General features: G+C 59.6%; 11 protein-coding genes and 4 pseudogenes. 9 read left to right on the forward strand and 6 right to left on the reverse strand.

Annotated features, from left to right (window positions below; genetic code table 11):
* Positions 1-65 precede the first annotated feature (65 nt).
* A complete protein-coding gene (gene fucP / locus AACY44_RS00180; protein ID WP_339529575.1) occupies positions 66-1,397 on the forward strand; it encodes an L-fucose:H+ symporter permease in 1,332 nt (443 codons plus the stop codon).
* A complete protein-coding gene (locus AACY44_RS00185; protein WP_339414931.1) occupies positions 1,394-2,467 on the forward strand; it encodes an aldose 1-epimerase family protein in 1,074 nt (357 codons plus the stop codon). The genes fucP and AACY44_RS00185 overlap by 4 nt, the downstream gene beginning before the upstream one ends.
* 20 nt (positions 2,468-2,487) lie before the next feature.
* Here AACY44_RS00185 and deoR read toward each other — a convergent pair whose 3' ends face one another.
* On the reverse strand, positions 2,488-3,252 hold the full coding sequence (gene deoR, locus AACY44_RS00190; RefSeq protein WP_445261105.1) for a DNA-binding transcriptional repressor DeoR: 765 nt from the start codon (positions 3,250-3,252) through the stop codon (positions 2,488-2,490).
* A 120-nt stretch (positions 3,253-3,372) separates the two neighbouring features.
* On the opposite strand from deoR, the gene deoC reads away from it, so the two are divergent.
* Positions 3,373-4,056 carry a deoxyribose-phosphate aldolase gene (gene deoC / locus AACY44_RS00195; RefSeq protein WP_339529577.1) on the forward strand — a complete coding sequence of 228 codons (684 nt, stop codon included), beginning with the start codon at positions 3,373-3,375 and terminating at the stop codon, positions 4,054-4,056.
* 77 nt (positions 4,057-4,133) lie between these two features.
* Here the strand turns inward: deoC and AACY44_RS00200 are convergent, their stop codons facing one another.
* The gene (locus tag AACY44_RS00200) at positions 4,134-5,360 is read right to left on the reverse strand and encodes an MFS transporter (protein ID WP_339529579.1); all 1,227 of its coding nucleotides are present in this window, start codon (positions 5,358-5,360) and stop codon (positions 4,134-4,136) included.
* A gap of 280 nt (positions 5,361-5,640) precedes the next feature.
* Between AACY44_RS00200 and AACY44_RS00205 the strand changes: the two genes are divergently transcribed.
* A complete protein-coding gene (locus AACY44_RS00205; RefSeq protein ID WP_339437259.1) occupies positions 5,641-5,895 on the forward strand; it encodes a hypothetical protein in 255 nt (84 codons plus the stop codon).
* 55 nt (positions 5,896-5,950) lie between these two features.
* Here AACY44_RS00205 and AACY44_RS00210 read toward each other — a convergent pair.
* A pseudogene (locus AACY44_RS00210) lies at positions 5,951-6,196 on the reverse strand (LysR substrate-binding domain-containing protein); the annotation flags it as partial.
* 1 nt (position 6,197) lies between these two features.
* On the opposite strand from AACY44_RS00210, the pseudogene AACY44_RS00215 reads away from it, so the two are divergent.
* Positions 6,198-7,634: pseudogene (locus tag AACY44_RS00215) on the forward strand (methyl-accepting chemotaxis protein); the annotation flags it as partial.
* Positions 7,635-7,756: 122 nt separating this feature from the next.
* Here the strand turns inward: AACY44_RS00215 and AACY44_RS00220 are convergent.
* Positions 7,757-8,074, reverse strand: coding sequence for a type II toxin-antitoxin system RelE/ParE family toxin (locus AACY44_RS00220; RefSeq protein ID WP_339414927.1), 318 nt, complete (start codon positions 8,072-8,074; stop codon positions 7,757-7,759).
* 345 nt (positions 8,075-8,419) lie between these two features.
* Here AACY44_RS00220 and AACY44_RS00225 point away from each other — a divergent pair.
* A pseudogene (locus AACY44_RS00225) lies at positions 8,420-8,539 on the forward strand (LysR family transcriptional regulator); the annotation flags it as partial.
* On the opposite strand, the pseudogene AACY44_RS00230 reads toward AACY44_RS00225, so the two are convergent.
* Together AACY44_RS00230 and AACY44_RS00235 are read right to left on the reverse strand one after the other, a co-directional pair.
* Positions 8,531-8,617 (reverse strand): annotated as a pseudogene (locus AACY44_RS00230) (ABC transporter substrate-binding protein); the annotation flags it as partial. The pseudogenes AACY44_RS00225 and AACY44_RS00230 sit on opposite strands and share 9 nt — an antisense overlap.
* Before the next feature lie 56 nt (positions 8,618-8,673).
* Positions 8,674-9,981: an MFS transporter gene (locus AACY44_RS00235; RefSeq protein WP_339529581.1), complete on the reverse strand. Its 1,308-nt coding sequence runs from the start codon at positions 9,979-9,981 to the stop codon at positions 8,674-8,676.
* 236 nt (positions 9,982-10,217) lie between these two features.
* Between AACY44_RS00235 and AACY44_RS00240 the strand changes: the two genes are divergently transcribed.
* From AACY44_RS00240 to AACY44_RS00250, 3 genes are all read left to right on the forward strand, one after another.
* Entirely contained in the window at positions 10,218-10,940 is a 723-nt protein-coding gene (locus tag AACY44_RS00240) for a GntR family transcriptional regulator (protein ID WP_339414925.1), read from the forward strand.
* Positions 10,937-11,725 (forward strand): SDR family oxidoreductase, encoded by a 789-nt coding sequence (locus AACY44_RS00245; RefSeq protein WP_339414924.1) that lies wholly within the window; start codon positions 10,937-10,939, stop codon positions 11,723-11,725. Before AACY44_RS00240 ends, AACY44_RS00245 begins: the two co-directional genes overlap by 4 nt.
* 67 nt (positions 11,726-11,792) lie before the next feature.
* Complete coding sequence (locus AACY44_RS00250) at positions 11,793-12,725, forward strand: 3-keto-5-aminohexanoate cleavage protein (protein WP_339414923.1); 933 nt, start codon at positions 11,793-11,795, stop codon at positions 12,723-12,725.
* The last annotated feature ends 16 nt before the right edge of the window (positions 12,726-12,741 follow it).

Below are 12,741 nucleotides of genomic sequence, written 5' to 3' on the forward strand. Positions count from 1 at the left end.
CGTCTATCACCGATGTTGGCCATCCCTGTATGGCTGACGCGCCGTATACCCCACGGAGAATAACAATGACAAAAGTCCCGCTCCAACAAACTGCCGATGGTTTTTATCTCAATCGCACGCCCTGGTTCGCGTTTTTGCTGCTGTGCAGTATTTTCGCCCTGTGGGCGGCGGCGGCCAGCATGAATGACGTGCTGATCGCGCATTTCAAGAAAGCCTTTTTGCTCAGCGATTTCCAGACCGCGTTTGTGCAGTCGGCGTTTTACCTGGGCTACTTTTTCGTCGCGATTCCGGCGGCCTTGGTGGTCCGTCGCTTCGGTTATAAAAGCACGATTCTGGTGGGTTTGATGCTCTACATGGCGGGCTGCGCGCTGTTCTTTCCTGCCGCATCCAGCGCCACCTACGGCATGTTCCTGATGGCGCTGTTTGTGATCGCGTGCGGGCTTTCGTTTCTCGAAACCGCCTGCAACACCTACTCGACCTTGATGGGCCCGCGGGAGACCGGCACCCGCCGCCTGAACATCTCGCAGACCTTCCACCCGTTCGGCGCCATGGCCGGGGTGTATGTCGGCAGCTTCGTGATGTTCAAGGACACCGATGCGACCCACGAACAACTGACCCAGATGAGCGCCTCTCAGGCGGCTATCCAACAGTTGGAAATGATCCAGTCGACCCTGCTGCCGTACAAGTGGATGATCGCGGTGCTGGTGCTGATGTTTATCCTCATCGCCATCACCCGCTTCCCCGCGTGCCGGGGCAAGGTCAAGGCTGATGTGAAAAAGCCCAGCCTCGGCCAGAGCCTGGCGCGCCTGTCGCGTAATCCGCGCTTTACCTTCGGCGTGCTGGCGCAGTTTCTGTATGTGGGTGCCCAGGTGGGTGTTTGGAGCTTCACCATTCGCCTGGCGATGCAGATGGGCGGGATGAACGAGCGCAGCGCGTCATGGTTCCTGCTGACGACCTTTGCCGCTTATTTCGTCGGCAAGATGGTCGCCAATCTGTTGATGCGCAAGCTGCACCCTGCCAAGGTCCTCGCCATCTACGGCGTGCTGACAATTGCCTTGCTCGCCTACACCATCCTGGTACCGAATATCAGCGCGGTGTACGCAGCGGTCGCGGTGAGCATTTTCCTCGGGCCGTGCTGGCCGACCATTTATGGCCTGACGATTGAAGGACTGGGCGAAGACACCAGTGTCGGCGGTTCTCTGCTGGTGATGAGCATCGTCGGCGGCGGGGTGATTCCGGTGTTCCAAGGCCTGCTGTCAGATGCCACTCACGGCAATATGCAGTTGGCCTACAGCGTGCCCCTGCTGTGTTTTGTGGTGATTGTGGCCTACGCCTATTCCTGCATGCGTCACAGTCGCGCCGCGCAGCCTCGGGCTGGCGCTGTGGTGGCCTCATGAAAACCTTCACGCTGGCCTTGTCTCCCGAGCAGTTCAGCGGCGTCGAAAAGACCCTGCTGCAATCGGCCGATTTTCGCGTGCTGGCCTGGACCTACCCCAGTGGGGTCAAGGCGCTGGCGTTGGAAAATGCCCGCGGACGCGTAGTGGCCTTGCCTTACCAGGGGCAGATGATCTGGTCCGCGACCTTCGACGGTTGCGAGCTGACCATGCGCAATATGTTTCGCCAGCCCAAGCCCAGTTCGACGGTGATCGGCACCTACGGCTGTTTTATGTTCCACGCCGGGCTGCTGCGCAACGGTTGCCCGGCCCCGGCCGACGACCACCCGCTGCACGGCGAAATGCCCTGCGCGCCGATGGACGCCGCCTGGCTGGAAGTGGGGGAAGACGCCGCTGGCCTTTACCTGCGCCTAGGTGGTGACTACGAGTATGTGCAGGGGTTTGGCGACCACTATCGGGCCACACCCACGCTGACCCTGCGTGTCGGCTCGGGGGTATTTGATATTGGCATGGCGGTCACCAATCTTGCGGGCAAGGCCATGGAACTGATGTATATGGCCCACATGAACTACGCCTACATTCCCGGCGCCAGCCTGGTCGAGCCCTTGGCCGGCGCCCGTGTCCGGGTTCGCAGCAGCGTGCCGGCCCACGTCAAGCCAACTCCCGAGTGGTCGGCCTATATGGCTGAGTTGAGCCAGGACCCCTTGCGCTTGAACACCCTGGACAGCCCCGCGCTGCATGATCCGGAAATTGTCTGTTTCTTCGAAGAGGTGCCCGGCGATGCTGCAGGTCATGCGCATTTTCTACTGGACCATCCCGAAGGTTCGGCGTTTTACACCCGCTATCGGCCCGATCAGTTCTCCCATGCCACCCGCTGGATCCTGCATAACGCCGACCAAGGTGTCGCCGCATTCGTCTTGCCCTCTACCTGCGAACCCGAGGGCTACCTGGCGGAAAAAAACAAAGGCAATGTGCGCTCATTGGCCGGCGGGCAACGTGCGCTGTTCAGCGTGAGCACCGGTTATTTGTCGGCTGAAGAACGTTGCCGCCTACGGGATGAATTGGGCGGCTGATGAGGCGTGGCGAGGGAGGTTCACACCACCCATTGCGCGCCGTATTGCGTGATCAGCTCACGGTATGGTTTGGGCAACTTCTTATCGGAGACCACCACGTTGAATTGTTCCAGGGTGGCGAAATGCGCGGTGCGCACGACGTCGAACTTGCTGTGGTCGGCCAGCAGCATGCGGTGCTGGGCCTGGCGCAAGACCTTCTGTTTGACCGCTACTTCATTGAAGTTGAAGCAGGTCACGCCGAAGGTTTCGCTGACGCCTGCGGCCGAGATGAATGCCCAGGTCAAGCGCACGTTGTCGAGGATGCTGCTCTCGTTGGCATGGTCGAACACTTGGTTCTTGCGATGGAAGGTGCCGCCACACAGGACGATCGTGCAGTTGGGTTTTTGCGCCAGCTTGAGCAACACGTTGAGCGAGTTGCAAACCGCGGTGAACTCAAGTTCATCGGGGATGAAATCAATCACAAAGGGCACCGTGGTACCGCAGTCGAAGAATACCGTGTCGCCGCGCTTGATAACCGCGGCCGCGAGCTTGCCGATGCGGCGTTTCTCTTCCACATGCCGAGTGCCTTGCTCCGTGACTTTGTAGTCGGGCGCGCCTTCCGGGTCGAATGCGAGCGTGATATGCCCGCCGAGTAAATGGAACTTGTCCGGGTAGCGGTTGAGATCCCGGCGCAGGGTCATTTCCGAGACTTCCAGCAACGCGGCCATCTCCCGCAGATGGATCGCCTTTTGGTCCTGCAGGGCTTGTTGGATCAGTTTGCTGCGTTCTGATTGTTTGCTTTCCACAGGTATTCCGATCGGCCAGTTATGTTGTAATTACATCATTTATTGGTATTATATTAACATTTGCTGGGCGCGTCTTCTAACATATTCGCCCATCGTGCCCCTTCACCAGGAACGGATTTCATGACCTCAATCACACCCGCAGCACTTGCACCGTTTATCGATCACACCTTACTGGCGCCCGACGCGACGCGGGAGCAAATTGCAGCGTTATGCAAAGAAGCGCAGGAATATGGGTTCTATTCCGTGTGCGTGAACTCGGGCCAGGTGCCTTTTGCCGCTCAATTGCTTGCAGGGCAGAAGGTTAAAGTCTGCGCAGTGATCGGGTTCCCATTGGGTGCGGGGCTGAGCGAGAGTAAAGCCTTCGAAGCCCAACAGGCAATTGCCGTGGGCGCGGGAGAGATCGATATGGTGCTCAATATCGGCGCCCTGCGCGAAGGGCGCCTGGATACAGTGCGCGACGATATCGCCGCCGTGCATCAAGCTTGTGGTGCGGTGCCGCTGAAAGTGATTCTCGAAACCTGCCTGTTGGACGAGGAGCAAAAGATCCGGGCCTGCGAAATCTGCCGTGAATTGGGCGTGGCTTTCGTCAAGACGTCGACGGGCTTCAGCCGCGGTGGCGCCACCGCTGAAGACATCGCCCTGATGCGCCGCGTCGTCGGCCCGCAGATGGGGGTCAAGGCGTCAGGTGGGGTGCGCGACTATGCGGCTGCAGTCTGCATGATCGAAGCCGGCGCCACCCGCCTAGGCACAAGCTCGGGGGTGAGCATTGTCAGTGGCAAGCTCGAGGATGCGGCGGGTTACTGAATTCGTTTTGTACCCGACCATTGAAAAAGCCTGCTGAACTCAATGCTCAGCAGGCTTTTTAATGGGGACTGGTCTGGTCAGGCAGGTTGGGCCGCGAGGCTGTTACTCACATTACGCCCCAGCACCAACACTGTGACAAACCCACATCCCACCAACGCCGTAGCCAGGCTTAACAACACTGAACTGCCCATCTGATCGACGATCCGCCCGCCAAAGAACGAGCCCAAGGCAATGATCACCTGGAACAAGGCGACGAACAGCGGCATGCCGCGTTCCACATCCTTGGGCGCGACCACAAACATCCAGATACTGGCGCAGGCCGGGAAGGCGCCAAAGGCGAAACCCCAGAGCGCAATGAGCATCGCTGCGCCGGTCAAACCGGTGGCGAAGTGGGGGAACAGCGCGGTGCTGGTGCCGATCATCAGCGCGACCAGCAGCAGGGTGTAGCGCACGCTGCGGTTGGCGGCGAAGCCGGCGAAAATGTTACCCGCGACCCCTGCCACACCAAACATCAGCAGCAGCGAGCCAATCGTCGGGCCATCGAAGCCGGCGCTGTTTTTGAAGAAAGGTGCGACATAGGTATACGCGGCAAAGTGCGCCAGGCCGATCAGCAATACGGCGATCAGTCCGACCCGAGCCCGTGGGTTGATAAACAACGCCGGCAGGTCACTGACTTGAATGGCCTTTTCCGGGTTGAGCCGGGGTAGCAGGAAGACCTGCGCCAGGACCACCGGTATGCCCAACAGCGCGGTGACCAGGAAGGTCATGCGCCAGCCCATCAGGCCGCTGAGCCAGGTCCCTACGGGCACGCCCAGTACGGTGGCCAGTGTCACCCCCATCATGATGATCGATGTGGCTTTCGCTACGCCCACACCCTTGGGGGCCAGGCGGCCGCTGAGGGCAATGGCCGTCGCCCAGAAACCGCCGATGCTGATACCCAGCAAGACGCGGCCGAACAGCAGCAGGCTGAAGTCACTGGCGAAGGCCACGACTGAGTTGGCGATAATCATGACCAACGTCAGGCCGATCAGCAGATAGCGACGGTCCATGGTGCCAATGATCACCGACAGCAGGGGGGCGGCGAGGGCGGCCATGATGCCAGGCAGGGTGACCATCAGGCCTGCGTGGCCGGCAGTGATGCCGAGGTCGCTGGCGACGTCGTTGAGCACGCCCACGGGCAGAAACTCACTGGTGACCAAGGCGAACGCGCCCACGGCAACCGAGAGAATTGCCAACCACTGCTGTTTGACACTTTGTTGATTATGTTCGGGAAGGCCGCGAGGGGCCTGGCTGGCACTTGGCATGGTTGGGTTCCAGGATGAGCGTCGCCTGAAGCCAGGCGAGGGGGAGGTAATTTGGAGGCGATTATAGGAATCAGTGTTGAAAATCGGGCAGGCGCTCGTTTCGATAGTAATCATCAGTGCAATCGATACGACGCTCTAGCACGCACTACACGTTCAATGCACCTTTCGTACAGGCTTTCAAAATGCTGCCTACGAGCAGCGCATTGCGGTACTCCCGGCAACTTATTACTTTGTGGTAGCGCTCGAGATCGGGCGCCTCCAACCGCAAAGGAACTGCATCGTGAACAAAAATACGAAAGAAACCACCGGCAAGATCGCGACGTTGGCGGCGGAAGTGCTCTCCAGCCAAAGCGCCTCAACCATTGCCAAAAGCCTCGCCGCTTCAGCTTTAGCCCAAAAAGGCACCGACAAGCAGACGAGTGCAGAGATGGAGCAGAAAGCTGGAAAGGTGCTGGGCAGCGATAAATACAGCGAAGATACCAAAGCGCTTGCCGCCTCGGTTCTGTCTCAAGCGAACAAGGAGCGCGGAAGCTAAGTCACCCCCGCTAGATAGGAAAGGCCCGGTAGCCGAATCGGCTACCGGGCCTCAGTCATCGCCCAAGCCGTTCTGACAGGCTCTCGATAAACACCGTTTGCGCCCGACTCATCTTCTGTTCCCGATTCCACAGCAAATGAATGTCCACGTCCGCGATCCCCTCATCCGGCGGCAGCCGCCACAGCAGCCCGTTCTTCACATCCTCTGCCACCACATGAATCGGCAAACAGCCCAAGCCAAACCCGGCAATCACCAACCGACGCACTTCTTCCGGGCTTGAAGAGGGCGCCACGATCCGTCCGCGCATTCGTACAATCTCTTTGCGCATGGCGTTGGATCCGAATCCCGCAAGCCTTCCACAATACCGCAGCCAGATGGACACCCGCAGCCAGGACCTGGTCAAAAGGCTGGCTGACCTCGAGGCGGTGATCGACACCCCTGAGGTACGCTCGCTCTATGACCAGTTCCAGGTTTCGCTGCGCCTTTACCAGCAGGGCCTGGCCCAATCTTTCGTCCTTGCCGACAAGCAGCAGGGCGCCGAACTCAACAAGCTGCTGCTGGTGGACATGAAAACGGTGATTGATGGCTCCGGTGCGCAGCTCAATGCCCTGGCCGACTGCTACAACGCGCAGATCAACCAGCAGGGACAGGTGGCCGAGGCGCAGTACGGTCGCTCGCGCACCATGGTGTTCGGCTTCGTGCTCCTGGCGGCGTTGAGCACAGTGGCGCTGGCGTGGTTGCTGACGCGCAGTATTGTCGGCCCGCTGAGCCATGCGGTGCGGGCAGCAGAAAACGTGGCCCATGGCGACCTGACCCAAACGGTGGCTGTTACCGGTGACGACGAAGTGACCCGCCTGCTTGTAGCACTCAAGACCATGCAAGCCAACCTGCGCGGGACCTTACAACTGATCCGTCAGTCGGCGGGGCAGATGGCATCGTCCGCCACCGACCTGAATGGCATCACTGATCAAAGCAGCCGCAGCCTGCAAAAACAGACCGCTGAAATAGAGCAAGCCGCCACCGCCGTCAACGAGATGACCTCGGCGGCGGATGAAGAAGCGCGCAATGCGGTTTCCACCTCAGAGTCCACCCGCCTCTCTAATGAAACGGCGCGCGAAGGCCAGCACCGTGTCGGCGAAACCGTCAGCGCCATTCAGGCCCTGAGCACAAATATTGGTGAAACCTCGACGCTGGTGCAGACCCTCGCTGAACAATCGCGTGATATCGGCAAAGTGCTCGACGTGATTCGCTCCATTGCCGAACAGACCAACCTATTGGCCCTCAATGCCGCCATCGAGGCTGCCCGGGCCGGTGAGTCCGGACGTGGCTTTGCGGTCGTGGCTGACGAAGTGCGTGCACTGGCACACCGTACGCAGCAGTCGACGCTGGAGATCGATCAGATGGTGACCGCGATGCGCACGGGGTCTGACCATGCGTTGACATCAATGCAGTCCAGTACCCAGCGCGCTGCCGCTACCTTGACCATGGCTGAAGGTGCGGGAGGCGCGTTGAGTCAGATCACCGACTCCATCGACCAGATTCACCAACGTAACCTAGTCATTGCCAGCGCCGCAGAAGAGCAGGCTCAGGTTGCCAAGGAAGTCGACCGCAACATCGTCAACATTCGCGACTTGTCGGCGCAGTCCTCATCCGGCGCCGGGCAGATCAATGGGGCGAGTCGCGAGCTGGCGCAGTTGGCAGTTTCGTTGAGCGAGGCGGTGGCGCGTTTTCAGCTATAGCGCGATTTACGGTGAAGGCGTGTGAGCATCGGGCACCCATTCCAACACCCGGTTCCTCCCGCCTTCGGCCAGCAGATAACTCCCTCGACCGGTCGGCACAATGATCACCCTTGTTGTCGGGGCTAACCCCAATCGCTTTGCAACATTGCCGTGTAGTCTTTGCCACCGTAAAACACACCCGGTATCGACACCGTTTCGGAATCGGGCCCTACCATGAACGCGATGACGGTGGTGCGTCGACAGTGAGTGATGCGCAACTCGGGTAGCAGGTCGTCACGGCAAGTGCCACGCAAGGGAAACAGGGAAAGCCTTTCGCAGTAGCCGATGAGATTGTCGATAAAGCGCGCAGCAGTAGAGGGGGGCGCGGCATCGCTGACACAGTCTTCAAGGGCGTCGAGTTGCGCCAAGGCTTGAGGCGAAAAGACGACCGTGTAGCTCACGTTTTCCCCGTGTCTTTTCGCTGACGCTGGGTCGAGCGCATTTGGAAGTCCGCCGAGGTTGGGTAGGATTCAATCCTACTGGACCATTGACGTGATGCAAGAAGCAACTGATCGATGCCGATATCCGGCGACTCGTCGTCTATCCAGAAGTGATGGGTTTCCATGAGTGTGTACGTCTCCCGTTGTGTAGGTCAGGTCGCAAGTATTGACCCATTTCAACGATTGCGTGGCCGCAGAAACCCAATAACCCACTGATATGTATGACTTTATATTTGTAGCAAGGTGATAGCGGCAAAGTCATCGGTCCCCCTGCAACGTAGCGCCCACGCGCCCACGATGATCGGGCTGGTATTGCCGCAGGTGATGCGTAATATGGGCTTGATAAAACGCCGCGGGCGGACCTTGCCGCCAGCGGCGCTGGAGTTGGAGCGGTGGGTGCGGGAGATGCCGTTTCGGTCAGCGTGACACCGGGTCCAGTCCGGTGGATTGCACCACGGGTTGCGCCTGAGGCGATGACAAATATTGAAGCAGCGCTTTGGCTTGGGCCGTCAGCGCCATCGCGCTGAGAGCCACCGCCGCCAAGGTGTTGAGCAGTGGCTTCATTGTGCAGCCTCTTGCATCACCTGCCCACGGGCGTTGGCGTGGCGATACAGCGCCAGGGTCGAGCACAGCGCACACGCCGCAGCAAACATCATCCAGTAGGCGGGCGACGCTTTATCGCCAGTGATGTGAATGAACCACGTGGAGATCGCTGGGGTGAACCCACCAAAAATCGCCGTCGCCAGGCTATAGGCCAGGGAGAAACCCGCCACGCGCACTTCCACCGGCATGATTTCAGTGAGGGCCGGGATCATGGCCCCGTTGTACATGCCGTAGAGGAAGGAGAACCACAGCAGGGTTTCCAGCATGTGCGCGAAGCTGGGTGCGTTCACGACGTAGGACAATGCTGTATATGCCGTCAGAACGGTCAGTACAGTCATGGCGATCAGCACCGGCTTGCGGCCGAAACGGTCGCTCAAGGTGCCGCCGATCGGCAGCCAGATAAAGTTCGACACCGCCACCAACAAGGTCACCAGCAGGGCGTCGGAGGTGCTCAGTTGCAGCACGGTCTTGCCGAACGTCGGCGCGTACACGGTGATCAGGTAGAACGCCGTCGTGGTCATGGCCACCATCAGCATGCCACCGATCACCACGGTCCAGTTCTTCACCAGGGTCGCCAGCACTTCGCGCAGGGTTGGACGGTGCTTGCGATTGGCGAACTCTTCAGTTTCCTGCAGGTTGCGACGCAGGATGAAGATGAACGGGATGATCACGCAGCCGATGGCGAACGGAATGCGCCAGCCCCAATCGGCGACCACAGCGGGCTCCATCCACACGTTCAGGCCATAACCCAATGCGGCGGCGATCACGATGGAGATCTGTTGGCTGCCCGACTGCCAGCTGGTGTAGAAGCCCTTGCGTCCTGGCGTTGCCATTTCGGACAGGTACACCGACACGCCGCCCAGTTCCGCGCCGGCCGAGAAGCCTTGCAGCAAACGGCCCAGCAAGACCAACAAAGGTGCCCACAGGCCAATGGTGTGATAACCGGGCACCAACACGATCAGCAGCGTGCCGCTGGCCATGATCGACAGGGTCACGATCAGCCCTTTGCGGCGCCCGACGTCATCGATGTAGGCGCCCAGGATGATTGCGCCCAACGGACGCATCAGGAAGCCTGCGCCGAATACGGCGAAGGTCATCATTAATGACGCAAACTCATTAGCGGCAGGGAAGAACGCGGCAGCAATGTAAGTGGCGTAGAAACCGAACAGAAAGAAGTCGAACTGTTCGAGGAAGTTACCCGAGGTAACGCGAAAAACCGCGCGAACTTTAGAATGGGCAGATTCGGGCCGGTTAGGGCTAGTCATGGTTTTGTGTCTCCAGCGGTCTTTTTAAAGTGCTTGATTCGCCTATGACCGAGGATAGTGGCTGACACATTTAGAAATGAAAAGTAACAAATTTGGATGGATTGATGTTTGTTAGCTATCAATCCGCAGCGCAGTCCAAATGTCGTAGCGCACCTATGAAGCCGGGAAACTATTTGACATATTTGATTTGTGATCACATATTGGGGCCATAAGAACGACAACACAGGTTTTGCCTCATGACAGACAGTCCGCTCCTCCTGCCCACCCTGCGCCAGGTGTCCCGCGATACTTTGCAAGACCAGGTCTATCGCCAGATCCGCGAAGCACTGATGAGTGGCCGTTTTCAGCCAGGCCAGAAACTCACCATCCGCGGCCTCGCCGAAGCCCTCGGTTCCAGCCCGATGCCGGTGCGTGAAGCCCTGCAACGCCTCAGCGCCGAAAACGCCTTTGAAGTCACCGAAACCTCCCGTCTGCGCGTACGCCTGATGACGGTAGAACGTCTGCGTGAAATTCGTGATACACGGGTCGCCCTTGAAGGTTTACTGGCCGAAAAGGCCGTGCTGCTCCTGCAAAAAGCCGACCTCGACGAAATCACCGACCTCTGCCAACAGATGCAGCACGCCGCCGACGAAGTCGATGTGTCCCGCTACCTGTGGACCAACTTTGCGTTTCACCGGCGTATCTATGCCGTGGCCCAGGCCGAGTTGACCATGGCCGCCGTGGAAAACTTCTGGCTGCACATGGGCCCGTGCTTTGCGCTGGTCGCCCCGGATAAAGCTCACCTGCAACGCTCGATGGAGGCGCACACGCGCATCGTCGAAGCGCTGGCTGCCCGTGATGGCGCTGGCGCGCGCGCGGCGGTGACCGATGACATCATGCAGGCCGCCGATTCCCTGGCGCGCCTGCTCGTCAAGAACGACCGTTCGCGGTCGTCTGTTTCAGGAGGTAAACGTGCATGAGTGTCCTACAACGGCTGCAGCCCTATCCTGGGTTACGTGTGTTGATTTCCGGTGGGGCTGCCGGCATTGGTGAAGTGCTGGCGGCGGCCTATCTCGAAGCCGGTGCCCAGGTGCATGTGTGTGATGTGAGCGAGCCCGCCCTGGCAGCGTTTCGCGACAAATACCCTGGCACGGTCGGCACCCGTGCCGACGTCAGCGATGCCGCGCAGATCGAGGCGGTGTTCAAGGTGCAGCACGAGCATTTCGGCGGCCTCGATGTGCTGGTCAACAACGCCGGAATCGCCGGGCCTACTGGCGGGATCGATGCCATCAGCGACGCCGAGTGGCAAGCCACTATCAACATCAATCTCACCGCGCAATACCGCTTTGCCCACCACGCGGTACCGATGCTCAAGGCGTCGCCCCACGGCCATCTGCTGCATATCGCCTCGGTGGCGGGGCGTTTGGGCTACGCGTGGCGTACCCCGTATGCGGCGACCAAATGGGCGATTGTCGGTTTGATGAAATCCCTGGCCTCGGAGTTGGGCGAGAGCGACATCCGCGTCAACGCCTTGCTGCCTGGCATCGTCGAAGGCCCGCGCATGGACGGCGTGATCCGCGCCCGTGCCGAGCAGGTCGGTGTGCCCGAAGCCGAGATGCGTCAGGAATACCTCAACAAGATTTCCCTCAAGCGCATGGTCACCGCCGAAGACGTGGCCGCCATGGCGTTGTTTCTCTGTTCACCCGCCGCGCGCAACGTGACCGGCCAGGCGATCAGCGTCGACGGAAACGTCGAGTACCTGTAAGTCACGGAAGAACACCTCGCGCTTTACCCAGGATTTTTTTCATAAGAATAAAAGTCGGAGAATCGTCATGTCCAAAAAACGTCCTGTCATCATTACCTGCGCTGTCACCGGCGCGATTCATACGCCGTCGATGTCACCGCATTTGCCGATTACTGCGCAGGAAATTGCCGATGCCGCCATCGGTGCCGCTGAAGCCGGCGCTGCGATTGTTCACCTGCATGCCCGTGACCCGAACGACGGCCGTCCGAGCCAGGACCCCGCACTGTTCACCGAATTCCTGCCGCAAATCAAAGCCGCCAGCGAAGTAGTGATCAACATCACCACGGGTGGCGCACCGACCATGGGCGTGGAAGAACGCCTGCAACCGGTGATGCAGTTCAAGCCGGAATTGGCCTCGCTGAACATGGGCTCGATGAACTTCGGGCTGTACGAAATGCTCAACCGCTTTACTGACTTCAAGCACGATTGGGAAAGGCCATACCTGGAAGAAAGTGACGACCGGATCTTCCGCAATACCTTCCGCGACATCACTCACATTCTCAACGCCTGCGCCGAGAACCGCACCCGTTTTGAGATCGAGTGCTACGACATCGGTCACCTCTACACCGCTGCCCATTTCCTGGAGCGCGGCTTGCTCAAGCCACCCTTGTTTATCCAGTCGGTGTTCGGCCTGCGCGGTGGCATCGGCGGGCACCCGGAAGATCTGGCGCACATGCGACGTACCGCCGACCGCCTGTTTGGCGACGACTACGTGTGGTCGATCCTCGGCGCCGGACGTGGGCAGATTCCGTTGGCGACCATGGGCTTGTCCATGGGCAGCAATGCGCGGGTTGGCCTGGAAGATTCACTGTGGGACGGTCCGGGAAAACTGGCGGCGTCGAATGCCGACCAGGTACGGCGCATTCGTACGGTGATCGAAGCCCTGGGGCATCGCGTCGCCACGCCGGACGAAGCGCGGGAAATTCTTGGGCTCAAGGGGCGCGACCAGGTCAACTTCTAAACACACACACAGGGCC

Origin of the sequence: Pseudomonas sp. RA_15y_Pfl1_P11 (genome assembly GCF_963970975.1) — a bacterium.
Classification (GTDB): domain Bacteria; phylum Pseudomonadota; class Gammaproteobacteria; order Pseudomonadales; family Pseudomonadaceae; genus Aquipseudomonas; species Aquipseudomonas tritici.